General features: G+C 65.3%; 24 protein-coding genes. 21 read left to right on the top strand and 3 right to left on the bottom strand.

All coding sequences use genetic code 11. The features are described from left to right. Positions 1-23 precede the first annotated feature (23 nt). The 14 genes from ACSKT0_RS10720 (at position 24) to ACSKT0_RS10655 (ending at position 15,233) form a co-directional block, all read left to right on the top strand. On the top strand, positions 24-1,937 hold the full coding sequence (locus tag ACSKT0_RS10720; RefSeq protein ID WP_437773729.1) for a flavin-containing monooxygenase: 1,914 nt from the start codon (positions 24-26) through the stop codon (positions 1,935-1,937). Positions 1,938-1,986: 49 nt separating this feature from the next. After that, positions 1,987-2,847, top strand: coding sequence for an alpha/beta fold hydrolase (locus tag ACSKT0_RS10715; RefSeq protein ID WP_437773728.1), 861 nt, complete (start codon positions 1,987-1,989; stop codon positions 2,845-2,847). Continuing rightward, on the top strand, positions 2,847-3,557 hold the full coding sequence (locus tag ACSKT0_RS10710; RefSeq protein WP_437773727.1) for an SDR family NAD(P)-dependent oxidoreductase: 711 nt from the start codon (positions 2,847-2,849) through the stop codon (positions 3,555-3,557). The genes ACSKT0_RS10715 and ACSKT0_RS10710 overlap by 1 nt, the downstream gene beginning before the upstream one ends. A gap of 74 nt (positions 3,558-3,631) precedes the next feature. Next, complete coding sequence (locus ACSKT0_RS10705) at positions 3,632-4,834, top strand: acyl-CoA dehydrogenase family protein (protein WP_437773726.1); 1,203 nt, start codon at positions 3,632-3,634, stop codon at positions 4,832-4,834. Between the two features lie 67 nt (positions 4,835-4,901). Next, positions 4,902-6,131, top strand: coding sequence for an acetyl-CoA C-acyltransferase (locus ACSKT0_RS10700; protein ID WP_437773725.1), 1,230 nt, complete (start codon positions 4,902-4,904; stop codon positions 6,129-6,131). Next, positions 6,128-6,934, top strand: a complete 807-nt coding sequence (locus tag ACSKT0_RS10695) for an enoyl-CoA hydratase/isomerase family protein (protein ID WP_437773724.1) — start codon at positions 6,128-6,130, stop codon at positions 6,932-6,934. The genes ACSKT0_RS10700 and ACSKT0_RS10695 overlap by 4 nt, the downstream gene beginning before the upstream one ends. Continuing rightward, positions 6,934-7,821: a 3-hydroxyacyl-CoA dehydrogenase family protein gene (locus tag ACSKT0_RS10690; RefSeq protein WP_437773723.1), complete on the top strand. Its 888-nt coding sequence runs from the start codon at positions 6,934-6,936 to the stop codon at positions 7,819-7,821. The genes ACSKT0_RS10695 and ACSKT0_RS10690 overlap by 1 nt, the downstream gene beginning before the upstream one ends. Before the next feature lie 64 nt (positions 7,822-7,885). Then, positions 7,886-9,046: an acyl-CoA dehydrogenase family protein gene (locus ACSKT0_RS10685; RefSeq protein WP_437773722.1), complete on the top strand. Its 1,161-nt coding sequence runs from the start codon at positions 7,886-7,888 to the stop codon at positions 9,044-9,046. A gap of 157 nt (positions 9,047-9,203) precedes the next feature. Then, entirely contained in the window at positions 9,204-10,529 is a 1,326-nt protein-coding gene (locus ACSKT0_RS10680) for an MFS transporter (protein ID WP_437773721.1), read from the top strand. 91 nt (positions 10,530-10,620) lie between these two features. After that, positions 10,621-11,862, top strand: a complete 1,242-nt coding sequence (locus tag ACSKT0_RS10675; protein ID WP_437773720.1) for an MFS transporter — start codon at positions 10,621-10,623, stop codon at positions 11,860-11,862. Positions 11,863-12,025: 163 nt separating this feature from the next. Further along, positions 12,026-12,679: a histidine phosphatase family protein gene (locus tag ACSKT0_RS10670; RefSeq protein WP_437773719.1), complete on the top strand. Its 654-nt coding sequence runs from the start codon at positions 12,026-12,028 to the stop codon at positions 12,677-12,679. Between the two features lie 53 nt (positions 12,680-12,732). Continuing rightward, entirely contained in the window at positions 12,733-13,491 is a 759-nt protein-coding gene (locus ACSKT0_RS10665; RefSeq protein WP_437773718.1) for an SDR family oxidoreductase, read from the top strand. Beyond that, positions 13,488-13,961, top strand: a complete 474-nt coding sequence (locus ACSKT0_RS10660; RefSeq protein WP_437773717.1) for a MaoC family dehydratase — start codon at positions 13,488-13,490, stop codon at positions 13,959-13,961. The genes ACSKT0_RS10665 and ACSKT0_RS10660 overlap by 4 nt, the downstream gene beginning before the upstream one ends. A gap of 69 nt (positions 13,962-14,030) precedes the next feature. Continuing rightward, positions 14,031-15,233 (top strand): acetyl-CoA C-acyltransferase, encoded by a 1,203-nt coding sequence (locus tag ACSKT0_RS10655; protein ID WP_437773716.1) that lies wholly within the window; start codon positions 14,031-14,033, stop codon positions 15,231-15,233. Positions 15,234-15,257: 24 nt separating this feature from the next. Here ACSKT0_RS10655 and ACSKT0_RS10650 read toward each other — a convergent pair whose 3' ends face one another. Continuing rightward, complete coding sequence (locus tag ACSKT0_RS10650) at positions 15,258-16,325, bottom strand: YeiH family protein (protein WP_437773715.1); 1,068 nt, start codon at positions 16,323-16,325, stop codon at positions 15,258-15,260. A 166-nt stretch (positions 16,326-16,491) separates the two neighbouring features. Here ACSKT0_RS10650 and ACSKT0_RS10645 point away from each other — a divergent pair, with 166 nt between their 5' ends. Then, positions 16,492-17,397, top strand: coding sequence for a LysR family transcriptional regulator (locus ACSKT0_RS10645; RefSeq protein WP_437773714.1), 906 nt, complete (start codon positions 16,492-16,494; stop codon positions 17,395-17,397). A gap of 235 nt (positions 17,398-17,632) precedes the next feature. On the opposite strand, the gene ACSKT0_RS10640 is transcribed toward ACSKT0_RS10645, so the two are convergent. Then, the gene (locus tag ACSKT0_RS10640) at positions 17,633-18,418 is read right to left on the bottom strand and encodes a GntR family transcriptional regulator (protein ID WP_437773713.1); all 786 of its coding nucleotides are present in this window, start codon (positions 18,416-18,418) and stop codon (positions 17,633-17,635) included. 165 nt (positions 18,419-18,583) lie between these two features. On the opposite strand from ACSKT0_RS10640, the gene ACSKT0_RS10635 reads away from it, so the two are divergent. From ACSKT0_RS10635 to ACSKT0_RS10610, 6 genes are read left to right on the top strand one after another with little or no spacing between them, the layout of a single operon-like run. Beyond that, positions 18,584-19,741, top strand: coding sequence for an ABC transporter substrate-binding protein (locus ACSKT0_RS10635; protein WP_437773712.1), 1,158 nt, complete (start codon positions 18,584-18,586; stop codon positions 19,739-19,741). Continuing rightward, positions 19,741-20,682, top strand: a complete 942-nt coding sequence (locus ACSKT0_RS10630) for an ABC transporter permease (protein ID WP_437773711.1) — start codon at positions 19,741-19,743, stop codon at positions 20,680-20,682. The genes ACSKT0_RS10635 and ACSKT0_RS10630 overlap by 1 nt, the downstream gene beginning before the upstream one ends. Next, positions 20,670-21,521 (top strand): ABC transporter permease, encoded by an 852-nt coding sequence (locus ACSKT0_RS10625; RefSeq protein WP_437773710.1) that lies wholly within the window; start codon positions 20,670-20,672, stop codon positions 21,519-21,521. Before ACSKT0_RS10630 ends, ACSKT0_RS10625 begins: the two co-directional genes overlap by 13 nt. Then, positions 21,518-22,630, top strand: a complete 1,113-nt coding sequence (locus tag ACSKT0_RS10620; RefSeq protein ID WP_437773709.1) for an ABC transporter ATP-binding protein — start codon at positions 21,518-21,520, stop codon at positions 22,628-22,630. Before ACSKT0_RS10625 ends, ACSKT0_RS10620 begins: the two co-directional genes overlap by 4 nt. Continuing rightward, a complete protein-coding gene (locus tag ACSKT0_RS10615) occupies positions 22,627-23,289 on the top strand; it encodes an HAD family hydrolase (protein WP_437773708.1) in 663 nt (220 codons plus the stop codon). The genes ACSKT0_RS10620 and ACSKT0_RS10615 overlap by 4 nt, the downstream gene beginning before the upstream one ends. Next, positions 23,286-24,116, top strand: coding sequence for an alkaline phosphatase family protein (locus ACSKT0_RS10610; protein WP_437773707.1), 831 nt, complete (start codon positions 23,286-23,288; stop codon positions 24,114-24,116). The genes ACSKT0_RS10615 and ACSKT0_RS10610 overlap by 4 nt, the downstream gene beginning before the upstream one ends. 191 nt (positions 24,117-24,307) lie before the next feature. Here the strand turns inward: ACSKT0_RS10610 and dctA are convergent, their stop codons facing one another. After that, on the bottom strand, positions 24,308-25,618 hold the full coding sequence (gene dctA, locus ACSKT0_RS10605; protein WP_437773706.1) for a C4-dicarboxylate transporter DctA: 1,311 nt from the start codon (positions 25,616-25,618) through the stop codon (positions 24,308-24,310). Positions 25,619-25,624 lie beyond the last annotated feature (6 nt).

Genomic DNA, 25,624 nt, shown 5'->3' with positions numbered 1-25,624 from the left:
TATAACTGCCTTACGGAGAAGAAATGAACAAGACCCTGGATCGCAATTCGACGCAGGTCACCGAAGAAGAACTCGCCGCCCACCTCGAGTCTGCCCAGGTGCCGGCCTTGGTCATGCTCACGGCCCACGTCACTGGCGACACCTCGGTGTTGCGCGATGAATGGCGGCCGAACCTGAAGACGCTTCCGCTCAGCGGCCTGGATCCGGCAACCGAGGCGGAAGCCCGCGCTTGTTGCATCGAACTGCTCGCGCCCTTCCTCGCCACCCAGGACGGATGGGCAGCTGTCCCTGACGAGTCGCTGCGGCGAACGCTTTCCACGTGGTTGATGGGCGGCGACAACGACGATGCCCAGGCCATGGCTCCGGTCGCGTTCACCCCCAACAACGTGGACCCGCGCCAGCCCACGTGGAAGCTCCAGGACATCGCCCCGGACACTCAACTCAACGCCGTGGTGATCGGTGCAGGGTTCTCCGGCCTATTGGCCGGCCTGCGGCTGAAGCAGGCGGGTGTTCCGTTCAAGATCATTGAGAAGAGCCTGAACGTCGGCGGCACCTGGTGGGAAAACACCTACCCCGACTGCCGCACCGATGTCCGGAGCCACATCTACACCTATTCCTTTGTCCAGCACGACTGGGAAACCCACTATGGCCGCCAGGACAAGATCCATGGCTACTTGCACCAGTTCGCAGCCGATAACGGCCTGCTTGAGCATGTTGTCTTCGGCACTGAGGTCACGGCCACCCGCTGGGACGAGGAAACGGGAACCTGGACCCTTGAAACCAAGACCGGTGCAGGCGTCGTGGAACCGATCGAATCCAACATTGTCGTCAGTGCCGTGGGTCAGCTCAATCGGCCCTCGATCCCCAACCTTCCGGGCCTGGATGCCTTCAAGGGCCCCGTAGTTCACTCGGCCCAGTGGGACCACGGTGTCGACTTCAGCGGCAAGCGCGTCGTCGTCATTGGCACGGGCGCCAGCGCCCTGCAGTTCGCACCCGCCGTGGCGAAAGTCGCCGAGAAAGTCACCATTTTCCAGCGCAGCGCCCCGTGGCTCCGTCCCACCCCGATGCTGCGCCAGGAAATCGAATACGGTGAACGCTGGCTTCTGCGCAACCTGAACCAGTACCGCGCCTACTACCGCTTCTCCATCTTCTTGCCCCGGCTCATCGGCAACCTGCCGGCCGCTACCGTTGACCCGGACTTCCCGCCTACCGAGGTCTCGGTCTCCGCCGCCAACGAGGCACTGCGCCAAGAGCTGACCGCGTACTTGGAAGAGCAGGCAGGGGACGACGAGGAACTGCGCAAGCAGATTACCCCCGACTACCCGCCGGCCGCCAAGCGGGTCATCTGCGACGACGGCACGTGGGTGAAGACGCTCAAGCGGGACAACGTCCGATTGATCAGCCAGGGAGTGAACCGCATCGACTCCGACGGTGTGTGGCTTGGCGACGAGCACATCCCGGCCGACATCATTTTGCTCGGCACCGGCTTCAAGGCGTCAGACTTCCTGTTGCCCATGTCCGTGGCGGGCGTCGGCGGCAAGGACTTGCACGAGACCTGGGGCATCGACGCGAGCGCCTACCTGGGCGTGACGCTGCCTGGCTACCCGAACTTCTTCTGCATGTACGGGCCCAACACCAACACGGTTGTTCACGGAAACCTGGTGTTCTTCCTCGAATGCCAGGCCAACTACATGATCGATGCCGTGAAGACGCTGGCAGTCGGCGGCCACCGTGCCATGTCCGTGCGCGCTGACGTGTTTGCCAAATACGACAAAGAGATCACCGAAGCCAGCGCCAAGCGCACCTGGGGCTGGTCCAAGACCCACAGCTGGTACATGAACGCCGAGGGCCGCTCCACCATCATGTGGCCGCTGCCGGCCCGCGAATACTTTGAACGGACCAGCCATGTGCGTACGGAAGACTACGACCTCGACTGACCAGCTCCCCTCCCACATACCATCCCAAACCACATCACCGGAGACTCCCTTGCTCACCGAGACATCATTGATCACTGAAACGACGACGATCGTCGCCAACCTAGAAACCCGGTACTTCTCCGGAGGCCCCGAGGACGGGGTTCCCGTTGTATTCCTGCACGACGGCGCCTGGGGCGGCAGCTCCGACGTGACCTGGAGCCACATTCTTCCCTTGGCCGCGGAGAAATTCCGCGTCATCGCCCCCGACTTCCTCGGTTACGGTGGATCGGCCAAGTCGATCCGGGTGGACGTCTCGCCGTTCGCCTTCCGCATCCGCCACATCTTCGCCCTATTGGACCAGCTCGGCATCACCGGGCCCGTGCACCTCGTCGGAAACTCTTTTGGCGGTTCGGTTGCCCTGCGGGCACTTGCAGATGAGGCATATCGCGGGCGGATCGCCTCGGTCACCACCATCAACGGCACCGGCGGCCCGTGGAAAGCACCGGGCATGGCCACAATCGGCGACTTCGATGGCACCAGGGCCCGTCTCGAAGAGATCGTGGACATCCTGTGCGATGAATCCGCCGGCACGGTAGACCAGCTCGATGCCCGCATGCACTGGGCAACGGCGCCCGGGCACTTCACTGCGATGCGGGCACCACACATGCCGGTACCGGAGGCCCTCAAGGTTGAGCGGCCGGCCGACCCGTACCCCGTACCCCTTCAGGGCGTGGCAACCCCAGTTTTCCTCGTGGAGTGCACAGGGGACACGCTGCTGGAAAGCGGCTGGTCCAAAAACCTTCAGGTGGTGCTTTCCAACGCCCGAGCCGAGTTGTTGCCATACAAACATTGCCCGAATATCACCCACCCGCAGGAGACCTGGAACCTGATTATCGGATTCCTTGAGTCCACTATTGAAGGCGGCAAATGATGGCGGACAACAGCAATCGCCCGGCTTTGGTCCTCAGCGGAGGCTCATCCGGCATCGGCGAAGCCTTAGCCAAAGACCTGAGGAACGACTGGGAGGTCACATCTGTCTCCCGGTCCCTGCCCAACAACCCGCTTGACGGGGTGAACTACGTAGCCGGGGATGTTGCCGGTGACGCCCCGGCCGCCGTGCGCGAGTCCCTCGCGGCGCAGGGCCGCACGAGCATCCACTCGCTGGTCCACTGCGCAGGCGTCGGTGTCTTCGGCCCGTTCATGGGCATGCCCAAGGCCGAGTGGGAACGTGCGCTCATCCTTAATCTGCACGGAACGCTGAACTTCATCCAGGGTGTCGCCGACTTGGTGGAGGATGGCGGCCGGATCGTGCTGTTCTCCTCCGGAACCGTGTTCAAGGCGCCCGCCGGCGCGGCAGCCTACGCTGCGTCCAAGGCCGGTATCATCGGTTTCTCGCGCAGCCTCGCCGCGGAGATGGGTGCCCGCAACATCACGGTCAACGTGATCGCCCCAGGCCTGGTCATGACGCCGCTAGCCACCCAACTTGCCGGTGGCGAGGCCAAGAACATCGAGACCAGGGCCATCAAACGGGCGTCAGTGGTCGAGGACTATGTTGGCCCTACCCGTTTCTTCCTCTCCCCGGGCGCCGGGTTCGTGACCGGGCAAACGCTGGTGGTCGACGGCGGCTCGATCCGCCGCTGACCTCCAAGGTCCACACCACAGCCCCACCGGCACCGGCGCAGACCGGCTCAATACTGCATTTGAAAGGTTTACAGATGAGCACAACGGCCGACCGTCAAACAGCAACCTCCGACTACTTCCAACTGGATGATGACCTCAGCCCGGAGGAGATCGGCATCCGGGACAAGGTCCGGGCGTTCGCCGAGGATCAAGTTCTGCCTGTCATCAACGAGTACTGGGAGAAGGCAGAGTTCCCCGCCATGCTGCTGCCTCCGCTGGCCAAGTTGGGCATCACCGGCACTATCATCCAGGGCTATGGCTGCCCGGGCATGAGCCGCAAAGCCGCCGGCATGGTGGCCCGTGAGATGGCCCGCGCGGACGGCAGCCTGAACACCTTCCTTGGTGTGCACTCCAATCTCTGCATGGGAGCACTGAATATCCTCGGCAGCGACCAGCAAAAGGAACGCTGGCTTCCTGCCCTGGCACGGATTGAAAAAACAGGAGCCTTCGCCTTGACCGAACCGGACCACGGCTCGGACTCCGTCGCGCTGGAAACCCATGCCCGCCGTGACGGGGACGAGTGGGTGATCACCGGGCACAAGCGGTGGATCGGCAACGGACATGTCGCGGACATCATTGTCCTGTTCGCCCGCAACACCGAGGACGGGAACGTCAACGCGTTCGTTGTCGAAAAGAACGACGACGGCCGCTACCCGGCGGGCTACTCCCCCACCGTGATCACCGGCAAGGTGGGCAAGCGGGCCATCCTGCAGGCCGACATCGTCATCGAGGAAATGCGCCTGCCCGCGGCCGCCAGGCTGGAAGGTTGCCACTCCTTCCGCGACGTGTCCCGGGTCCTGCAGGCGACCCGTGGCGGGGCTGCCTGGGAAGCCGTCGGCCATGCCATGGCAGTTTTCGAGATTGCCGCCGAGTACGCCCAGACCCGCCACCAGTTCGGCAAGCCGATCGGGTCCTACCAACTGGTTCAATCCCGGCTGGCGAACATGCTCAGCGAGCTGACCACCATGCAGCTGCTGTGCACGCGGATGGTCGAGCTCGCCGACCGCGGCCAGCTCACCAATGCCCAGGCGTCCATGGTCAAAATGGCCACCGCCCAAAAAGGCAAGTGGATCTGCAACGAGGCACGCGACCTGCTGGGCGGCAACGGCCTGCTCCTGGAGAACCACGTCATCCGCCACATGACCGACATGGAAGTCGTCTCCACCTATGAGGGAACCGACTCCATGCAGGCGCTCATCGTGGGCCGCGACATAACCGGCATCTCCGCCTTCAACTGAGCTTCCCGGTCCCTTACCGCGGATCGACAGAACGACCACAGACACGAACTTAAGGAATGAAGAAGATATGGCTGAGGCCTTCCTGATTGGTGGCGCCCGCACGCCCGTGGGCCGCTACGGCGGCTCCCTCTCGTCTATGCGCCCTGACGACCTTGCGGCACTCACAGTGCGCGCCGCCGTCGAACGCGCCGGTTTTGACCCGACCGTTGTGGATGAGGTGATCCTCGGCAACGCCAACGGCGCCGGTGAGGAGAACCGCAACGTGGCCCGCATGGCCTGGCTCCTGAACGGCTACCCGGATAGCGTCCCGGGCATCACCGTCAACCGCCTGTGCGCCTCCGGCCTGTCCGCCATCATCATGGCCTCCCACATGGTCAAGGCCGGCGCCGCGGACATCGTGGTGGCCGGCGGCGTCGAGTCGATGAGCCGTGCCCCCTGGGTCATGGAAAAGCCTGACAGGGCCTTTGCCAAACCCGGAGCCGTCTTCGACACGTCCATCGGCTGGCGCTTCACCAACCCGGCGTTCCTCTCCGGGCAGCGCTCCCGCGACGGCAAGGCCGCGTTCTCCATGCCGGAGACCGCCGAAGAAGTGGCCCGGGTTTACGGCACGTCGCGTGACGACTGTGACGCCTTTGCCGTCCGGTCCCATGAACGGGCCCTGGCGGCCATCACCGCCGGCCGGTTCGCCGACGAGATCTTGCCCGTGAGCTTGACCGGACGCAAGGGCGCCATCACTCTTGTGGACACCGATGAGGGACCCCGCCCCGAAACCACAATGGACGTCCTCGCCGGACTCAGGCCCGTGGTCAGAGGCGGCTCGGTGGTCACTGCCGGCAATGCCTCCACCCTCAACGACGGATCGTCCGCCATCATCGTCGCCTCCGAGGCCGCTGTGCAGAAATACGGGCTGACGCCCCGCGCAAGGATCCTCGAGGGCAGCTCCGCGGGAGTGGCGCCTGAAGTGATGGGCATCGGTCCCGTCCCCGCCACCCGGAAGGTGCTGAATCGCGCCGGGCTCTCGGTCGGGGACCTGGGCGCCGTCGAACTCAACGAGGCGTTCGCTTCCCAGTCGCTCGCCGTCATGCGCGAACTCAAGCTGGAAGAGGACATCGTGAATTCCGACGGCGGCGCTATCGCCCTCGGCCATCCGCTCGGGTCCTCCGGGTCCCGGCTCGTCGTGACCCTGCTCGGGCGCATGGAACGCGAACTCACCGGCAACGCCCGCAAGCTCGGCCTCGCGACCATGTGCGTCGGCGTCGGCCAAGGAACAGCCCTGCTCATCGAGGGTGTCGGATGACGGCAGTGGTGAACGACGCCGGGATCTCGCTGGACGCATCGTCCTTCACGGCGCTGCTGATTGAGGAAAGCGGGGACCGTTTGGCGGTCCGGCTGCACAGGCCGGAGGTGCGTAATGCAATTGATCAGACCATTGTCAATGAGCTGCATGCAGTCTGCGCGCACCTTGAACGGACACCCAAGGTCCTGATTCTCTCCGGCACTCCCGGTGAGCCGGCCACGGGAACAAAGGCCATTTTTGCCTCCGGTGCGGACATCTCCCAGTTGCGCGGACGGCGTCGGGATGACGCCTTGGCCGGGATCAACTCCGGTGTCTTTGACCGGATCGCGAAGCTTCCAATGCCCGTCATCGCGGCGCTGGACGGCTTCGCGCTCGGTGGCGGCGCGGAACTGGCCTACGCGGCCGATTTCCGCATCGGCACGCCGGGCCTGCGGATGGGCAACCCGGAAACCGGGCTGGGCATCATGGCCGCCGCCGGGGCAACATGGCGACTGCGTGAGCTCGTCGGGGAACCCTTGGCCAAGGAAATCCTCCTCGCCGGACGCACCCTGACGGGCCAGGAATGCCTCAGCGCCGGACTGATCACGGAACTCGTTGAACCCGGGCACCTCCTGGATGCCGCCCATGCCCTGGCCGACCGCATAGCCCGGCAGGACACTCTCGCCGTGCGCCTGACAAAAACCGTCTTCCACTCGCCGCGGGAGGTCCATCCCCTCATCGACGACCTGGCCCAAGGCATCCTCTTCGAATCCGCGGCCAAATTCGACCGCATGCAGCAGTTCCTGGACAGGAAGAAGCAATAATGACAAATACCATCGCGGCACCCTTCGACACGCCTTCCGGGCTCTTGCCCGCCACCGTCGGGGTACTGGGCGGCGGCCGCATGGGTGCCGGCATCGCCCATGCCTTCCTTCTCAACGGTTCGAAAGTGACCGTCGTCGAGCGCGACGACGACTCCGCCCGCGGCGCCCGGAAGCGCGTCGCCGCTTCGGTCGCCGCGTCGTTTGACCGCGGCGCCGTATCAGGGGACCGCGATGAGGTCCTGAAAAGGTTCGATACGAGTACCGACTACGCCGCCTTCGCCTCCTGCGACCTCGTCGTCGAGGCAGTTCCCGAGGACGCAAAGCTGAAAGCGACCGCACTCAGCGCCGTGGCGGAACACGTTTCCCCGCACGCCTATCTGGCAACCAATACGTCGTCCCTGTCGATCAGCAGGCTTGCCGATGCGCTGCCCAGACCTGAGTCGTTCCTGGGCCTGCATTTCTTCAACCCTGTTCCCGCTTCCACGCTCATCGAAGTAGTTGTGGGTGAAAGGACCACCTGCGAGACCGTCACTGCCGCGAAGCGCTGGGTCTCCGGTCTCGGGAAGGCCGCGGTCGTGGTCAAGGACGCACCCGGCTTTGCGTCCTCCCGCCTCGGTGTCGCCATCGCACTGGAGGCGATGCGCATGCTCGAGGAAGGCGTCGCTTCCGCCGAAGACATCGACAATGCCATGGTCCTGGGCTACAAACACCCCACCGGTCCCCTGAAGACAACGGACATTGTGGGGCTTGACGTGCGCCTCGGCATCGCCGAGTACCTTCACTCAACCTTGGGCGACCGCTTCGCACCGCCGCAAATCCTGCGCGACCTTGTTGCTGCCGGGTACCTCGGCCGCAAGACCGGCAAGGGCTTCTACAACTGGAGCTGATGCCGCGGCGGCGCCTCGGCGCCCCTTCGCTCCCCGACCACTCGACCACGGCGAAAGGCCCCCCATGTCTGACATCAGTGACCTGATTGACTTTGACTCCCTGCTGACCACGGAAGAGCTTGCGCTGCGCGATTTGGTCCGGTCCTTTGTGGACAGCGAGATCAAGCCGAACATTTCAGGCTGGTATGAAAGGGGCCACTTCCCGGTGGAGATCGTCCCGGAACTGGCCAAGCTCGGCCTGCTGGGCATGCACCTGAAAGGCTACGGCTGCGCCGGACGCTCCGCCGTTGACTACGGCCTGGCAGGTGCGGAGCTGGAAGCCGGAGACTCAGGGACGCGGACCCTTGTTTCCGTCCAGGGCTCCCTGGCCATGAGCGCCATCTACAAGCACGGCTCCGAGGAACAAAAACAGGAATGGCTGCCGGCCATGGCCAAAGGCGAGACGATCGGCTGCTTCGGCCTTACCGAACCCACCGCAGGGTCCGATCCTGGCAGCATGACTACCTTCGCCCGCCGCGACGGCAGTGACTGGGTTCTCGCCGGCACCAAACGCTGGATAGGGCTGGCGTCCGTGGCCCAGATCGCCATCATCTGGGCCCAGACCAAAGACGGCGTGCGGGGCTTCCTGGTGCCCACATCAACCCCGGGATTCACCGCCACCCCGATCGGACCGAAACTGTCCATGCGCTCCTCCATCCAGTGCGACATCGAACTCGCCGACGTACGGCTGCCCGAATCCGCGGTGCTGCCGAACGTCGTCGGACTCAAAGGCCCGTTCTCTTGCCTCAACGAGGCCCGCTACGGGATTATCTGGGGTGCGATGGGCGCGGCCCGCGACTCGTTCGAGGCCGCCCTGGACTACTCCAAGGGGCGTATGCAATTCGACAAGCCGTTGGCCGGCTACCAGCTGACGCAGCAGAAGCTGGTGGACATGGCCCTCGAAATCAATAAGGGGTTCCTGCTCGCCCTGCACCTGGGCAGACTCAAGGATGCCGGCCGCCTGCAGCCGGACCAGATCTCTGCGGGCAAACTCAACAACTGCCGCGAAGCCATCAAGATCGCCCGTGAGGCCCGCACCATCCTCGGTGGCAACGGCATCACCCTGGACTACTCACCGCTGCGCCACGCCAACAACCTCGAATCTGTCCGGACCTACGAGGGTACCGACGAAATCCACACCCTCATCCTGGGCCGGCGCCTCACCGGCGTCTCCGCCTTCCGCTGAGCCCGGAGCGGCAGCCCTCGAAACCCGCCGATCCCGGCCAGGTTTGGGAGCTTGGCGGGCAAGGCGCCCCCGTTGGGATGACACGCGCCAGCCAAGCACCAGGCATCAGCCGTCCGTGTTGTTGGGCGAAGGTGCGCAACACTAGAAGGGTAATGACATGTCAAAAGTCACCATACGGCAGGCAGTGCCGGGAATAATGACGCCACCGGGTCAAGGGTCACGCGCAAAGGCGTGGGGCCTGACGTCCGTCTTGGTTTTGCTCTACACCATCAACTACAGCGACAAGATCCTGCTCGGACTTGTCGCCCAGCCCCTCAAAGACGAATTCGGGCTCACATCAGCTCAAATCGGACTGACCGCGAGCGCGTTCTTCTTCGCGTTCTCGGCCGGGGGGTTCTTTGCCGGACTCATCAACAGGTGGGCCACTCTTAAATGGTCCCTGATGGCATTGGCCGTCATTTGGGCGGCCTGCATGGTCCCCATAATCGTCGCAGGCAGTTTCGCGGTTCTCCTGGCCAGCCGATTCCTGCTCGGCCTGACGGAAGGCCCATCGGGTGCGCTCATCCATACGGCTGTGTATTCATGGCACCCCGTGGAAAAGCGGTCCATGCCCGGAGCGTTCATCGCGTCCTCAAGTTCGTTGGCAAAGATCGCCGCTGCACCGGCGTTGGCCTTCCTCATCGTTCAATTCGGCTGGCATTCGGCCTTCGTTGCCATGCTGCTCGTCGGCCTGGGCTGGTGCGCTCTGTGGTACTTCACCTGGCGGCCGGGACCCTACGGCGAAGTCCGGATTCCGGGCGTCAAGGGCTCGGCCACTACTCCAGCTCCCGCTGTTCCGTGGATGTCGATCTTCCGCACGCGGACCTTCCTGGGTGCACTTGCAGCCGTTATCCCCATGTACGCGTTGCTGACCGTTGTCCTCACGTGGTTGCCGTCGTACTTCGAAGTCGGACTGGGTTTCACCCGGTTCCAGGCCGGAGCCATGTTCGGATTCCCCAGCGTCGCGGCAATACTCGCAATGTTCTCCAGCACGTACCTCAGTGACAAGTTCATGAGCCGGGGCGTGAGCTCAAGGATCATGAGGGGAATCGTCCCGGCAATGGGACTCCTTGTGTGCGGCGTGTCGATGGCAGTGCTGCCCTACATTGGCACGCCGACCGTTGTCGTCGCAGTTGTCTCAATCGGCTACGGGATCGGCTGCATCCTCGCTCCGATCATGAACGCAGCCATTTCACAGATCTCTCCCAGAAATCAAGTAGCTGGTTCGCTGGGCATGTTCCTTGCCTTGATGGCCATTGGTGGCATCGTTGCTCCGCCATTGACTGGAATGATCGTGGATCAGGCAGTTTCACCCGCTGTCGGATACGCGCAATCCTTCCAGATATTCGGCATTGTTGCGATCGTCGGCGCCATTTTGGCCATGATCCTGGTGAATCCCGACCGCGACTCGGCGCGAGTGATGGCACAGCTTAGGACTGCCTGATCAGGCCATGTCACCGCGGCTCGGTGCTGGACCCCCCTGCTAGGGCAAAACAGGCCCACCTGTCCTGCCACATACTGAGGAGAACCCGACCGTGACCACCGCTTTTGCAAGATCCGCCACCCCGGGCCTGATAAGCCTCGGCGCGGTCCTGACCCTGGCCACGGGGATTGGACCGCTGCTCACCACGGGTGTGAGTGCCCTGGGCCCTTTGCTGGCCCGGGACCTGAACCTGACGCGCATGGAGTTCGGTTCCTTCGCCGTAGTGGCCTGTGTCTCCGCGGCGCTCCTGTCCACCCCGCTCGGCTGGGCTGCCGACCGGTTGTCACAACGCACCGGCATCCTGATGCTCCATGGCTTCGGGCTGTGCGCCATGGCAGCGGCAGCCTTGTCCCAGTCTATGGCCGGCTTGTGGGTCAGTGCTGTCTTCGGCGGAGCAGCCCTTGGCCTCGCCAATCCGCTGACCAATGGAATGGTGGCGTTGCGGGTGGAGCCGGGCCGCCGCGGCATGTTCGTGGGCGTGAAACAAACGGGCGTCCAGCTCATCCAGGTGTTCACCAGCCTGGCCTACCCGCTGGCTGCCACGGTTGTGTCCTGGCAGGCAGGGTTCCTGGTGGGCGCTGTGGTCACCCTAATATCGCTCTGGGTTGCCCTGCACTACCTCCGCGTCCGTCCCCAATGCGCCGCTCCAACACGTGCATCCCGGAACCGGCCGCGCCACGTCAAGGCGGTCGGACTCGCGTGGCTCGTGGCCTACGCATTCCTCTCCGGCGTCCAGTACCAGACCTTGGCCACTTACCTGCCGCTCTTCGCCTTCGAGGGTCTCCACCTGCGGGCCGAAATCGCTGCCCTGTGCGGCGTGGTGTTAGGGGTGAGCGGCCTGGTGTCACGGTTGGTCTGGGGCCGGCTGACGGAGCGGTTCAAGGCCCCCGGGGTGCCGCTGGCCTTGATCGCGGTCTTCAGCGCCGTGGCCGTAGGGCTGGTAGCGGGTTCATCGCTATGGGGAACACAAGTCCTCATGTGGGCAGGAACCGCGCTCTATGGTTTGTCCGGAACCGCCGCCATGGTCATCCTGCTCACCGTGGTCATGCGCCTGGTCCCCGGGTCCCAGGCTGGCGCAGCGACGGGACGGATCTCCATGGGGTTGTTCGCCGGCTTCGCCGCAGGTCCGGTCCTTTTCGGAATGCTGGCCGACCACACGGGGTATTCCGCCAGTTGGGTAAGCCTGCTGGCCGCAAGCGTGATGATGATCCTGGCACCGCTTGGCCTGCGCAGGCTGGCTGTTCCCGATGAACCCAGAGAAGAAGTACACGCGGGCGGGCAGACCGCCAGGTGACGTTCGCGCGGCTCACCGAATCCTCGCTGGACCGATGCGCCTCAAAGACAACGTGGACACCGAGGATCCCGGCGCGCTCCACGGGTAGTGCAAGCATCCTGCTGGCACCCCGATAGCCAACAAGGGATGGTTCCCGACCGCCACGTTGGCTACGGTCGGGACTGTGAGTGTTCTCTATTTGGTCCGGCATGGACAGGCATCATTCGGCACCGAGGACTACGACCGGTTGTCAACACGCGGCAAAGACCAGAGTCAAGCCCTCGGCACATACTTGCAGGGGGCTGGTACCACTCCGACCCGCGTCATCAGCGGCAGTATGAAACGCCAGCGCCAGACGGCACTGCGGCTCATCGAGGCTGCCGGCTGGGACACGACCGCCGTCGTCGATCCGGGCTGGGACGAATTCAACGCAACCGACCTGCTGAACGCCTATCCGGAGGAAGACCCCAACGCCAAAACCGACTCGCGAGCCTTCCAGCGGCTGCTCGAGAAAGCCTCTGCCCGCTGGGCCTCCAACCACCACGACGCCGACTATCTGGAGTCGTTCTCCGCGTTCACACAGCGGATTGATACCGCCCTCGACGACGCGGTCGAAGGGCTCGGATCGGGTCGGGACGCAGTGGTCGTCTCGAGCTCAGGCGCAATTGCCTGGGCAGCGGCCCGGCTTGTCAACGGCGGCTTTCCACAATGGCTCGCACTCAACCGGGTCACCATAAATTCCGGTGTTACAAAAATCGTCACCGGTTCATCCGGGAAGACGATGGTGACATTCAACGACCATGGCCATCTTCCCCGCTCCTGGGTCACGTACCGCTAGGCGGCCAGGGAGAGGCAACGACTTCACCCAAGAGTAAGGAAACAGGTTTCACCATGACTGAACAACAACGCACGGTGCTGGTCACGGGAGCAGGACGAGGCATCGGCGCCGAAATTGCCCGGCGCCTGGCGTCCGACGGATTCAACATTGCAGCGATCGACGTCGACAAGGCCGGGCTTGAAGCCCTCACCGCCGAGCTGACCGCAGCCGGACACCAAGCCATCGGCATCGTCGCGGACATCTCGGACGAGACCGCGGTCGAGGCCGCCGTCGCCCGCACGGCAGACGAGCTGGGCCCTCCGGTCGTGGTGGTCAATAACGCAGGCATCATCCGTGACAACCTGCTCTTCAAGATGACTGTCTCCGACTGGGACCTGGTCATGGACGTGCACCTGCGCGGATCCTTCCTCGTCGCCCGCGCCGCCCAGAAGCACATGGTCGAGGCCAAGTGGGGCCGCATCGTCAACCTCTCCAGCACCTCGGCCCTGGGCAACCGCGGCCAGGCCAACTACTCGGCGGCCAAGGCCGGGCTGCAGGGCTTCACCAAGACCCTTGCTTTGGAACTAGGCCCCTTCGGCGTGACCGCCAATGCGATCGCCCCCGGCTTCATCGAAACTGAGATGACCGCCTCCACGGCCGAGCGGATGGGCGTCACCTTCGAGGACTTCACTGCCAAGGCAGCCGCGGCGATTCCGGTGCGCCGCACCGGAAAGCCCGCGGACATCGCCAACGCCGTGTCCTTCTTCGCCTCCGAGAACGCCGGGTTCGTTTCCGGCCAGGTGCTGTACGTGGCAGGTGGCCCGAAGGCATGAGGATCTTCAACGGCATCGACGACTTCGCACAACATGTGGATGAGGAAATCGGCGTCACGGAATGGCGCACCATCACCCAGGAAGACATCAATGCCTTCGCCATGGTGACCAACGACCACCAGTGGATCCACGTCGACACCGAGCGTGCAGCCTCGGGCCCGTTTGGCACCACGCTGGTGCACGGTTACCTGACGCTCTCGCTGGTCTCCGGGTTCCTTTTCGATACGTACCGCATCGACGGGCTGTCCATGGGCGTGAATTACGGATCGAACAAGGTCCGTTACCCGGCCCCCGTCCTGGTCGGCTCGCGTGTGCGCGGCCGGATCAAGCTGGTGTCCCTTGACCGCGAGGACACGTGGGCACAGGCAACAGTCCAGGTCACCGTCGAACAGGAACTCAACGGGGAGGCGAAGAAGCCAGGCTGTGTCGCCGAGGTCGTCTCCCGGCTGTACGAGGCACCTGCCGCCTGAATCCGAGGCGCTGTGCCCACTCCCGGCTGCCCCGTTACGTCAAAGACCCGCTCAAATTAAGGAGCACCCATGACCAGAGCAGCCATCGTTGCCACCGCCCGTACCCCCATTGGCAAGGCGCACCGCGGGGCCTTCAACAACACCTCGGCCCCCGAGCTTGCAGGGCACGCGATCGCTGCGGGGCTGGCCAAGACCGGGCTCGACCCGACACTGGTCGAGGACGTCGTCATGGGTGCCGCCGCGCAACAGGGGACGCAAAGCTTCAACATCGCCCGCCAGGGAGCGCTGCGCGCCGGGCTGCCGGTAACGGTTCCGGGGCAGACCATCGACAGGCAATGTTCCTCCGGCCTGATGGCGGTCGCGACCGCGGCCAAGCAGATTCTCGTCGACTCCATGGCGGTGACCGTGGGCGGCGGAGTGGAGTCCATCTCGCTCGTGCAGAACGAACACCTCAACAAATACCGCAGCAGGGATGCGTGGCTTGAGGCCAACCACCCCGGCACCTACATGCCGATGTTACGGACGGCTGAACTCGTGGCAGAGCGCTACGGCATCAGCCGCGAGGCGCAGGACCGGATCAGTGCGCTGTCCCAGCAGCGGGCCGCGCGCGCCCAGGCGAACGGCCTATTTGACGACGAAATCGCACCGATCCGGGTGACCACGTTGCGGACTAACAAGGAAACCGGCGAGGTCACGGAGTTCGAGCAACTGGTGTCCCGGGACGAGGGCGTTCGCGCCGGCACCACCGCGGGTACCCTGGCAGGACTCCGCACGGTCCTGCAACCCGGGGAATTCACCGCGCATCCGACGGTGAGCGCCGGCAATGCCTCGCAGCTGTCCGACGGAGCCTCCGCCAACGTCCTGATGAACAGCGACTATGCGGCGTCATTGGGCTTGGAGCCGCTGGGTTACTACTGCGGCATCACCGTCAGCGGGTGCGAGCCCGACGAGATGGGGATCGGGCCGGTCACCGCCATCCCGAAGCTCCTGAAGCTCCATGGGCTGGGCGTTGAGGACATCGGGCTGTGGGAGCTGAACGAGGCCTTCGCTTCGCAGGCTGTCTACTGCCGGGACTTCCTGGGGATCGACCCGGAGAAGATGAATGTCAACGGCGGCGCGATCGCCCTGGGGCACCCGTACGGGATGACGGGCTCGCGGGCCGTGGGCAGCGCCCTGCTCGAGGCGCGGCGCCGAGATCAACAATTTGTCGTGGTTTCAATGTGTGTCGGCGGTGGCATGGGGGCCGCGGGCCTCTTCGAAGTCGCACGCTAGACGGTACGCACCAAATACGGCACTTCAGATGAATTGCACGCCGACAAATGCCAGCGCTGCGATGAGACCCCAGGAGAGCATCGCCGCGACGATCGCCCTGCCACTGGTCTGGAGGAGTGCCCGGACCTGCACTGACGCCCCAAGCCCGTACAGGGCTGCGGCAAGCAGCAGGTCCTGGACCGTGCCGGCAACTTCCAAGACAGCGGGCGGCAGGATCCCCAGTGTCCGCAGAACGATCATTGCCATGAACCCGGCCACGAAGAGCGGGATCAGCGGAGGAAGCTTGATGCCCGTGCCTTCGGTGGCGTTTGCCGTCCGTCGACGGCGGAAGCGTCCCACCAGCGCGGCTCCGGTCACCATCGGCGCAAGCATCAGCACACGGGTGAGTTTGATGATGAGCGCCCCTGCAAGGGAAGCCGCACCCGCCGTCTGCGCTGTTGCCACAACTTGCCCCACGTCGTGGACGCTGGCTCCCACCCAATATCCGAACTGAACGGTGTCCAGGCCAAGGGGCCCCTTGAGTGCGGGAAGGGCCGCGATGGCCAGCGTGCCGCACAGGGTCACAAGGGCGATTGGAACAACGGTGTCGCGGTGATCCGTTTTGGTGACCCCGCTCATGGCCCCAATGGCGGAGGCGCCGCAGATGGAAAATCCTGTAGCGAGAAGCAAGGGCTGATCGCCCGGAAGTTTAAGTGCCTTGCCCAGGACCAGCGTTCCCACAAAGGTCAGCAGGACAATGCCAACCACGATCGCCAGCGTCTTCCAGCCCAGCGCAGCAACATCGATCAGGCTGAGTTTGAGTCCCAGCAGAATGATTCCCAGCCGCATGAACCGCTTGGCGGAAAGTACCAGCCCGGGCTGCAGGACTCCTTCCACGGCGGTACTGATCCCGGGGAGATTTGCAGAAAGGATTCCCAGCATTACTGCCGCTGTGAGGAAAGGCACCGCCGGCACGGTCGAATGGATCAGCCAGGCAACAGCTACAGCGGCTGCCGCCGCGGCCAGTCCGGGCAACAGCTTGTTCCTCAAGCCTCGGGGAAGCAGTGCACCCTGCCGTACGCCTTTTGCGGGTGTGGCAACGTCTTGTCTCATATTTGTCTGCGATCCTCCCGGAGCCGGCATGCGCCAGGCTCGCTCTGGATCTCCTGGCTGCTCATCTCCCAATTCTCGGCCGAGATACGGTCCGGGGATAGCCGTCTTCTTGGCATAGGGATATATCAAAATCGCAACACGTTTCGCACTGTTATATGCTTTGCGCATGGCAAAGTGGCCGGATCTGACCGTACTGGAACTAGTGGTTGGAGTGGACGATTACGGAAGCCTCAGCGCTGCCAGCCGACGGGCTGGCCTAGCTCAACCCAACGCGAGCCGATCGATCAGATTGATGGAACGCCAGCTGGGCATGACCCTGCTTCAGCGCAGTCCAGCGGGTTCCACGCTTACCCCGCAGGGCACAGTCGTGGCCCACTGGGCGCGGAGAATCCTCGCAGAAGCACGGCAGATGTTGCAGGCTACCGATTCCCTGCGCGCTGAGAGGCGGACCGCACTGACCGTAGCCGCAAGCATGACCGTCGCCGAGCACCTTGTGCCCAGTTGGCTTGGCACATTTGGAAGGCTGCACCCCGAGGTGCGGATACATCTGCTTGTCCATAATTCCGCGCAGGTTTTTGAGGATGTGACCAGCGGGGCCTGCGATATAGGTTTCGTGGAATCCCCAACCATCCCCCGCACCTTGCATAGCCTCACCGTGGCCCGCGACGAACTCGTCGTCGTCGTTCATCCTAAACACCCGTGGACCCGGCGACGGGAGCCAATCTCAATTGCAGAACTGGCATCAACATCATTGCTGGTCCGCGAACCGGGGTCGGGCACTCGAATCACTCTTGACCTTGCATTGGCCGAGTACCCGCGTGCAGCTCCGTTGCTCGAACTTGGCAGCGCGGCCGCTATCCGTACAAGCGTTTTGGCCGGTATGGGTCCTTCAGTGATGAGCACCCTTGCAGTGGCAGACCAAGTAAAGACCGGAGAACTAAAGATCGTGCCAGTCCAAGATCTTGTCCTGCATCGGGCGTTGCGTGCAGTGTGGGACGGCCCCCGTCAACTATCAGGTCCAGAAGCAGAGCTCGTCCGGCTTGTTCGCAGCCCGAGAACATCCCAGAACTAGACTTCGGAAACAACATCGGCCGAGGAAGATCCGAAGGACTCGCGTCCCCGCAATCGGTCGCCACCGTTGCGGAGGATGCCACACTGCGTCGGCCGCAGATTCGGTCGTTGTCCACAGACCGGGAGCGGGTCTGCTGGCCTCAGGTTCAGCGCCGGGGAAGCCCGTCAGCCAAGCAATCGGTCAACCGCTGGTGCTAGGCGAACGTCCCACGCAGGAACTACCGGGAACTCCTGATTCAGCGGATTCCGCGGCGGCGGGCAAGTGAACTGACCGACGCCGAGTTGTGCACCGCGAAGGACACTGTTCCTGGCAGGAATCTGTCCTCTGACCAGAGCAGGGGCACGCCCGCGGGATCGGTGGCACGGCGGATCTCCCGGAGCAGGCCCACACCTTCGACGCAGCCCAGCGCCTGGGCATCGGCCTGGTCGGCGGCCACGACGTCGATGGTGTGCTCACTGTCCGCAAACACGACGCCGGAGGCGTCGAGGACCTCGGTATGAGAAAGGGAGTCCGGGGCCAGCCGCTCGACCACCGCGCCTACCGCGGCCGGATACACGGTGCGCTCCAGCATCACGGGGACCCTGCCGAGGAGCCTCAGCCGGAGGACCTCGGTGATTTCATCCCCGGGGGCGAGCTGGAGAACCTCCCGTTCGGCGACGGTCGCCGGGCGGACGCGGCTATGAATGGTGCGGGCGCCGGGCTCCTCCCCCTGTGCCCGGGCCCAGGCCGTGAAACTCAGGAGCTCCTGGAAACTCTGGGTCCGCGCCGTTCCCAGCACCACGCGCCGGGTCCCGCGCCGGGAGGTCACCAGCCCGTTGGCCCGCAGCAGGGCAAGAGCGTTGCGCACGGTACCCCGGGACACCCCGTACTGCTCAGCCAGGCTCTCCTCGCTGGGGAGCCGTCCGTTGTTGCCAAATTCGCCCGCCTCGATCTCGCGGCGCATATTGGCTGCCAACTTCCTGTACTGCGCGCCCTCGTTCTTCACGCCCCCGCCACCCCGTTCCAATGCCTTCTCACCCATCCCTCCACGGTACAGCTTGAGCTTAAAATCCCCAGCAAGCCAGCGATTAATTCCTTAAAATGCTCCGGTAGTTCGCTTACTCACTCCCCCTTGTTCACCTGATGGACACCTGCGGCCCTGACAGTGGTCACGGCAAGTTGTATAGCCAACTTCTTAGGAGACTTCATGAACACCACCCTTCGCCGCACCTGCGCCGCCCTTGGTTCTGCAGCCTTCCTGCTGGCAGGGCTGGCCGCCTGCTCATCGGGAACCACCAGCGCCTCGTCGTCCAAGGACGGCGCCATCGACTGGAAGACCGCACCCTCCGCCGAGGCCGGAGGCGGCACGGAGGCTCTGATCGCCGCCGCCAAGAAGGAAGGCAAGCTCAACGCCATCGCCCTCCCGAACGACTGGGCCAACTACGGCGAGGTCATCTCCACCTTCGAGAAGAAGTACGGCATCAAGGTGGAGGTCGAGAACCCGGACGCCTCAAGCGCGGACGAACTCAACGCGGTGTCCTCCCGGAAGGGCCAAGACCGCTCTCCGGACGTCGTCGACGTGGGGCATGACTTCGATCTCCAGGCCGCCAAGCAGGGCCTACTCACCCCGTACAAGGTCGCCTCCTTCGGCAAGATCCCGGACTTCCAGAAAGAGGCCACGGGCCTTTGGTACAACGACATGGGCGGCTACGTGTCCATCGGCTGCGACGCAAGCCGGGTGGCCAAGTGCCCCACCAAGTTCTCCGAACTGAGCGACCCGCAGTACAAGGGCAAGGTGGCCCTGACAGGCAACCCCGCCAAGTCCTCCTCGGCCTACAGCGCCGTGTTCGCGGCCGCACTCGCCAACGGCGGCTCATTTGACAACGTCCAGCCGGGCCTCGATTTCTTCGCCAAGCTGAAGCAGATCGGCAACTTCAACCCCGTGGAAGCCACCCCTGCCACCATGGAGAAGGGCGAGACGCCCATCGCCGTCGTCTGGGACTACCGGAACGCCGCCTACGCCGATGAACTGAAAGCCAAAGGCATCGAGTGGAAGGTCGCCATCCCGGAGGACGGCGTGTTCTCCCTCTACTACTCCCAGGCCATCGTCAAGTGGGCCCCGCACCCGGCCGCCGCCCGCCTCTGGCAGGAATTCCTCTACAGCACCGAGGGCCAGAACCTCTGGCTGAACGGCTACGCCCGCCCGGTCCTCCTGCCCGCCATGGTCGCCGACGGCACCGTGGACAAGGCCGCCCTGGCCCACCTGCCCAAGATCGCCCAGGATAAGACCGACTACCCTACGGAGGAGCAGGGCAAGAAGGCCAAATCCACCGTGTCCGACGGCTGGACGAAGGCCGTCTCCTGATGAACTCTGCCGCACCCGACGTCGTCGCGCACCGCGCCGTCGTCGCCGATGCGGGCGCTCAAACCCGCGGCCGGGAGCCCCAGGCTCCCGGCCGCCGGGCCGCCCGCCCCTTCACCAGCTGGCTCGGCATCCTCCCGCTGCTGGCCTTCGCCGCCGTGGTGCTCGGCCTCCCGGTGGCCGCCATGGCCGCCGGGTCCGTCACTACCACCGACGACGCCGGCGTCGCCTCCTTCACGGGCGCCAACTTCGCAGCGACCTTCGACGGCCCGTATCTGGAAAGCCTGTTGGGCAGCGTCCGCCTCTCCGCGCTCACCGCCTTCGTCGCCACGGTAGTCAGCCTGCCGATCGCCTACGCGATCGTCACCTCCCGGCTCCGCGGCCTGCGGGAAGCCGTGCTCTCCGCCTCCGGAGTGATCGCCAACTTCGGCGGAGTGCCCCTGGCCTTTGCCTTCGTGGCAACCCTGGGCAACGCCGGTGTCCTGACCGGCTTCTTCGGACTCGCGGACAAGGGCTGGAGCCTCTACAACTTCTGGGGCCTGTCCCTCGTCTACCTGTACTTCCTGGTGCCGCTCATGGTGCTCACCCTCACCCCGGCGCTGGACGGCCTCAAGCCCCAGTGGCGGGAAGCCGCGCGGAACAGCCGCGCCACGGGCTTCCAATATTGGCGGTACGTGGCCTTCCCCATCCTGCTCCCCACCCTGCTCAGCGGCTTCGTGCTCCTCTTCGGCAGCGCCTTCAGCGCCTACGCCACAGCGGCCGCCATGGTGGGCAGCTCCATCCCCCTGGTCACCGTGAAGATCGCCGCAGCCCTCACGGGTGACGTCCTCGTGGGACAGGCCGGTATCGCCCTGGCCCTCGGCATGGACATGATCATCGTGGCCGCGCTGGTGATGGGCGTCCAGCTCCTGCTGCAGCGGAGGACATCGGCATGGCTCTCGTGACCGCATCACGCCGCTGCAGTGCCCGCGAAACGCGGCTGGGACGCACCGCCGCCCTCACCTCGGCAGGCGTCTACTTCCTGGTGCCCATCCTGTGCGCCCTGGCCTTCACCGTCGGACTCGGAGACCCCCGCCAGAAGCCGGGCCTGGACGCCTACGCCGCCATCTTCACCACGGACGGCCTGGCCCAGAGCCTCGGGCTGACCCTGCTACTGGCCGGCGCCACGGTCGTCCTGGTCTTCGGCCTGCTGCTTCCAGCTCTCCTGGCCGTGCGCCTGGCCGCGCCTCGGGCGAAAGCCCTGGTGGCCGTCGTCTGCATGCTCCCCCTGGTGGTACCCGCGGTGGCGCTGGGCGCAGGCATGACGACCGTGTTGCGCTGGGCCACCGACTGGCTCTATGACGCGCCCGGCTTCCCGCTGCTCGCGGCCCTGCAGCAGCCGGGCTTCCCGGTCATCCTGGTGCTCGCCTATACCCTCATGGCGCTGCCCCTCGCGTACACCACCCTGGAATCGGGTCTCAACGCCATCGAGGTGAAGGTCCTGGTGGAGGCAGCCCGGTCCTGCCGGGCCTCCTGGTTCCGGACCCTGTTCCTGGTGGTCCTGCCCAACCTCCGGGAAGCCCTGCTGAACACCGCGTTCCTGACCATCGCCCTGGTGCTCGGCGAATACGCAGTGTCCGCCCTGCTCGGCTTTCAGCCCTTCGCCGTCTGGACCGTCGCCATCAGCGGCTCCCACGCCCAGCTGTCCGTCGCCGTCTCCATGGTCGGCCTCATCGGCACCTGGCTCATCCTCCTCGCGGTCGCGAAACTCGGCCGTTCCAAAGCTTCCAAGGAGACCTCATGACCGCGCCCACCCTCACCCCCCGGCCACCGGCTTCAAGCACCGGCGCCACCCTGGAATTCCGCGGACTGCGCCGTTCTTTCGGCGCCACCACGGCCCTGGACGGGCTGGACCTCAGCCTCAATCCCGGGGAACTGCTGGCACTCCTAGGGCCCTCCGGCTGCGGGAAGACCACCGCGCTGCGCATGGTGGCCGGCTTCGAGATCCCGGATTCCGGGGAAGTCCTGGTGGACGGCGTGAACGTGACCGGCACGCCGTCGCACCGCCGCGACATCGGCATGGTGTTCCAGTCCTACAGCCTCTTCCCGCATCTCAGCGCCGCCGACAACGTGGCGTTCGGGATGCGCATGCAGGGAGTCCCGACGGCCAAGCGCCGCGCCCGCGCCCAGGAACTGCTGGAACTAGTCGGCCTGCCAAGCCAGGGCGGCCGCTACCCCCGCCAGCTCTCCGGAGGCCAGCAGCAGCGCGTGGCCCTGGCTCGGGCGCTGGCCCTGGAACCCCGGGTGCTGCTCCTGGACGAGCCGCTTTCCGCCCTGGACGCCAAGGTCCGCCAGTCCCTGCGGGAGGAGATCCGCCGCCTCCAGCTGGAACTGGGCATCACCACACTCTTCGTCACGCATGACCAGGAGGAGGCCCTGTCCATGGCGGACCGCGTGGCTGTCATGCGGGACGGGCACCTGGAGCAGTGCGCCACCCCGGAGGAGCTGTACAACAGCCCCGCCACTCCCTTCGTCGCCGGATTCGTGGGCACAATGAACCGGCTCCCGGGCCGGCTCAGCGGCGACGGCGCTCTAGTGGATGTCCTGAGTATCAGCCGCCCTGTCCAGGGAGGCTTGCCCGGCTGGGACAGCACGGCCGACGTCGACGTCCTGATCCGTCCCGAAGCCCTCACCGTCAACGCGGACCCGGACGGCCCGGCGCAGCTGGTGGCGGCATCCTTCCTGGGCGCGACTACACGGCTCACCATCCGCCTGCACGACGGGCGCGATGTGGTGGCGGACGTCCCCACCGCCCACGCATCCACCCTCCCCACCGGGGCGCGCATCCGGCTCGGCCTGCCGGAACGCCCCGTACTGATCGACCAGGCCCGGAACGAGGAAACCACCGCATGATGCCCGCAGCCGTACTCTTCGACATGGACGGGACCCTCGTGGACACCGAACGCCTCTGGTGGAACGCCGTGGCGGACGTAGCATTCGACCTGGGCCGGGAACTGGGACCCGAAGACGGGCCCGATGTCCTGGGCCGCCCCTCCGGGCACACAGCCGCCCACCTCCTAGCCACCATGCCCTCCGCGGGCGCCCCGAGCGCGGAGGAACTCTCCGTGCGGCTCGATGAGGCCTTCACCGAACTGGTGGCACAGGAGGTGGTACCCCGTCCCGGGGCCATGGACCTCCTGCGGCTCCTGGCCGCGGAGCGGATCCCCACGGCTATCGTCTCCGCCTCGCCACGCCGCGTGGTGGAACTGGTCCGGGACCGGCTGGGCCGTGAACTGTTCACGCTCGTGGTGGCCGTCGAGGACACCCCCGCGTCCAAGCCCGCCCCTGACCCCTATCTGGAGGCGGCCCGGCGGCTGGGAGCCGAACCCGCCGACTGTGTGGTGGTGGAGGACTCCCCCGTCGGCCTCGCTGCGGCGGAAGCGGCGGGGTGCCCCGTCGTCGTCGTGCCCTCCACCGTCCCGATCGAGGCGGCTCGCGGCCGCACGCTCCTCGGCTCACTCGCGGACGTCACGCTCCCCGTCCTCGCGGAAGCCCTGGACGGCGCCCGATGAGCCCCACCGCCCGGCCCCGCATCATCCTGCTGGGCATCGACGGGCTCCGCTGGGACCTTGCCGCGGACTCGGACTCCGCCTCCACCCTGAGGTCCCTGGCCGCAGAAGGCGACCACCGGGACATGACCATGGACGTGCCCACGCTGTCCGGCCCGGGCTGGTCCTCCCTCCTTACCGGGACCACCCACGCACAGCACGGCGTCCGGGACAACACCTTCGTGGGGCACCGCCTCTTCGGCCACCCCGACCTGCTGTCCCGGGCCTTCTACCAAGACACCTCCACCCGGACGTTCGCCGCGGCCGGCTGGCCGCCGCTGGTCTCCCCGGAAGGGCTGGGACCCGTCATCCACCAGCGGATGGAGCAGCAGAAAGCCGGGCTTCACACGGTCGTCTCCCGCGACGGCGAAACGCACGGCTTCATCCGGATCGACGCAGAGATCACGGACTTCACCCTCGCGGCGCTGAACTCCCACAGGGTGCCCGACGTATCCTTCGTGTACTTCTGCGACGTGGACGACGCCGGGCATGTCTACGGGGCGCTTAGCCCGCAGTACCAGGAGGCGCTGGCCAGGGTGGACCGGCACGTGGCCCGCATCCGGGCCGCCGTCCGGAACCGCGCGGCCGCTCATGGTGAAGAGTGGCTTCTGGTGGTGGTCGCGGATCACGGACACGTGGACGCCGGCGGACACGGCGGGGACTCCCCGGAGGAACGGGCATCGTTCATCCTCCGCTGGGCGAGCGGCGGGGACCTCAGCCCCTGGCCCACGCTGGTGGCACCGCATGATCTGGCCGGGCTGCTGCTCGCCGAGAGGGCCACGGACCGCTGATCGCCACGCAACATCACCGCCACATTGGCACCGGAACCGGTCCCTGCGCCCGACTTTCGGGTTACCTGTTGCGATGGAATGCAGGGCCCGTGCCCGGTGCGGCTTGGTGGAGCTCTTCGTAGGATAAAGCCGTCGGTTGAGCGCAGGCTCCTGCAGGGGCAGGTTCAGGAGCCTGCGCCGCAGGGGTTCCCTCAGTGCACCAGCGCGGGTTCGCTCAGCTGGAGCCGTTCCGCCTCGGTCTGCACGAAACCTGTCTGGAGCTCGGCACGGAGTTTTTCGGTGTCGAGCGCTCCTTGCCACTTGGCGACTGCGACGCAGGACACGATGTTGGCCACCGTGCTGGTGAGGGCGCGGGCTTCGCTCATGAAGCGGTCGATGCCGACGATGAGTGCCACGCCGGCAACGGGCAGCGTGGGCATGACCGTCAGAGTGGCGACGAGGGCGACGAAGCCGCTGCCTGTCACGCCAGCGGCACCCTTGGAGGTCAGCAGCATCATTCCGAGCATTAGCAGGATCTGAGCCCAACTGAGGTGGATGTCGCAGGCTTGGGCGATGAACATCGAGGAGAGCGTCAGGTAGACGGCCGTGCCGGTGAGGTTGAAGGAGTAGCCTGTCGGGACGACGAGACCGACGACTCCGCGGTCGCAGCCGATGCGTTCGAGCTTGGAGAGCAGGCGAGGAAGGACAGGTTCGCTTGAGGATGTGGCGAGGACGATCAGGAACTCGTCGCGGAAGTAGCGCAGGATCCGCCAGAGACTAAAGCCGGTGAGCTTTGCCAGGATTCCGAGGACGAGGACCACGAAGACGATGCACGCGGCGTAGAAGGCCAGGATCAGCATCCCGAGGTTGCCGATCGAATGGGTTCCGTACTTGCCGACCGTGAACGCCATGGCGCCGAACGCCCCGATGGGAGCGACCTTCATGAGGAAGCCGAACACGACAAACAGCAGCTTGTTGAAGCTGTTGACGACGTTAAGAGCGAGCTGGCCCGGTGCGCCGAGCTTGCTGAAGGCGAAGCCGCAGAGCAGCGCGATGACGAGAACGGGCAGGACCTCGCCGTCGGCGAAGGCGCCGACGAAGCTTGCGGGGATGATGCTCAGCAGGAAGTCCACAGGGTTGCTGCTGGGCAGCTGGCTTGTGTACTTCGAGGCGACGGAGGTATCGAGGTGGGCCGGGTTGATGTGCATTCCCGCGCCCGGCTGGAAGAGGATGACAGCACCCAAGCCGATGGCCAGGGCCACCGCCGTGAGCGCGTAGAACAAGCCCAGCGACCGCAGTAGGGTCGGGCCGACCTTCTTGGTGTCCGTCAGTGAGGTGATGCCGCTGACGATGGTGCAGAAGACGATCGGTGCGATCATGAACTTCACGAGCTTGACGAACCCGTCGCCGAGCGGTTTGAGGGAGGACCCAAGGTCGGGCCACAGCGCGCCGACGAGGATGCCGAGCCCGACGCCGATGAGCACCTGGACATAGAGGTGTCCGAGGATGGATTTGATCTTCATTGAACA

The sequence above is a fragment of the Arthrobacter sp. KNU40 genome (assembly GCF_051515115.1).
In the GTDB taxonomy this organism is placed as follows: domain Bacteria; phylum Actinomycetota; class Actinomycetes; order Actinomycetales; family Micrococcaceae; genus Arthrobacter.
This window is presented reverse-complemented; position numbering and strand designations above follow the sequence as displayed.

What these genes read in the sequence shown, in the direction of transcription:
- ACSKT0_RS10705 (WP_437773726.1), top strand. Translation starts at nt 3,632, where the DNA reads ATGAGCACAACGGCCGACCGTCAAACAGCAACCTCCGACTACTTCCAA.
- ACSKT0_RS10680 (WP_437773721.1), top strand. Translation starts at nt 9,204, where the DNA reads ATGTCAAAAGTCACCATACGGCAGGCAGTGCCGGGAATAATGACGCCA.
- ACSKT0_RS10655 (WP_437773716.1), top strand. Translation starts at nt 14,031, where the DNA reads ATGACCAGAGCAGCCATCGTTGCCACCGCCCGTACCCCCATTGGCAAG.
- ACSKT0_RS10640 (WP_437773713.1), bottom strand. Translation starts at nt 18,418, where the DNA reads ATGGGTGAGAAGGCATTGGAACGGGGTGGCGGGGGCGTGAAGAACGAG.
- ACSKT0_RS10685 (WP_437773722.1), top strand. Translation starts at nt 7,886, where the DNA reads ATGTCTGACATCAGTGACCTGATTGACTTTGACTCCCTGCTGACCACG.
- ACSKT0_RS10615 (WP_437773708.1), top strand. Translation starts at nt 22,627, where the DNA reads ATGATGCCCGCAGCCGTACTCTTCGACATGGACGGGACCCTCGTGGAC.
- ACSKT0_RS10650 (WP_437773715.1), bottom strand. Translation starts at nt 16,325, where the DNA reads ATGAGACAAGACGTTGCCACACCCGCAAAAGGCGTACGGCAGGGTGCA.
- ACSKT0_RS10700 (WP_437773725.1), top strand. Translation starts at nt 4,902, where the DNA reads ATGGCTGAGGCCTTCCTGATTGGTGGCGCCCGCACGCCCGTGGGCCGC.
- ACSKT0_RS10690 (WP_437773723.1), top strand. Translation starts at nt 6,934, where the DNA reads ATGACAAATACCATCGCGGCACCCTTCGACACGCCTTCCGGGCTCTTG.
- ACSKT0_RS10645 (WP_437773714.1), top strand. Translation starts at nt 16,492, where the DNA reads ATGGCAAAGTGGCCGGATCTGACCGTACTGGAACTAGTGGTTGGAGTG.
- ACSKT0_RS10660 (WP_437773717.1), top strand. Translation starts at nt 13,488, where the DNA reads ATGAGGATCTTCAACGGCATCGACGACTTCGCACAACATGTGGATGAG.
- ACSKT0_RS10695 (WP_437773724.1), top strand. Translation starts at nt 6,128, where the DNA reads ATGACGGCAGTGGTGAACGACGCCGGGATCTCGCTGGACGCATCGTCC.
- ACSKT0_RS10630 (WP_437773711.1), top strand. Translation starts at nt 19,741, where the DNA reads ATGAACTCTGCCGCACCCGACGTCGTCGCGCACCGCGCCGTCGTCGCC.
- ACSKT0_RS10635 (WP_437773712.1), top strand. Translation starts at nt 18,584, where the DNA reads ATGAACACCACCCTTCGCCGCACCTGCGCCGCCCTTGGTTCTGCAGCC.
- ACSKT0_RS10665 (WP_437773718.1), top strand. Translation starts at nt 12,733, where the DNA reads ATGACTGAACAACAACGCACGGTGCTGGTCACGGGAGCAGGACGAGGC.
- ACSKT0_RS10720 (WP_437773729.1), top strand. Translation starts at nt 24, where the DNA reads ATGAACAAGACCCTGGATCGCAATTCGACGCAGGTCACCGAAGAAGAA.
- ACSKT0_RS10625 (WP_437773710.1), top strand. Translation starts at nt 20,670, where the DNA reads ATGGCTCTCGTGACCGCATCACGCCGCTGCAGTGCCCGCGAAACGCGG.
- ACSKT0_RS10620 (WP_437773709.1), top strand. Translation starts at nt 21,518, where the DNA reads ATGACCGCGCCCACCCTCACCCCCCGGCCACCGGCTTCAAGCACCGGC.
- ACSKT0_RS10710 (WP_437773727.1), top strand. Translation starts at nt 2,847, where the DNA reads ATGGCGGACAACAGCAATCGCCCGGCTTTGGTCCTCAGCGGAGGCTCA.
- dctA (WP_437773706.1), bottom strand. Translation starts at nt 25,618, where the DNA reads ATGAAGATCAAATCCATCCTCGGACACCTCTATGTCCAGGTGCTCATC.
- ACSKT0_RS10610 (WP_437773707.1), top strand. Translation starts at nt 23,286, where the DNA reads ATGAGCCCCACCGCCCGGCCCCGCATCATCCTGCTGGGCATCGACGGG.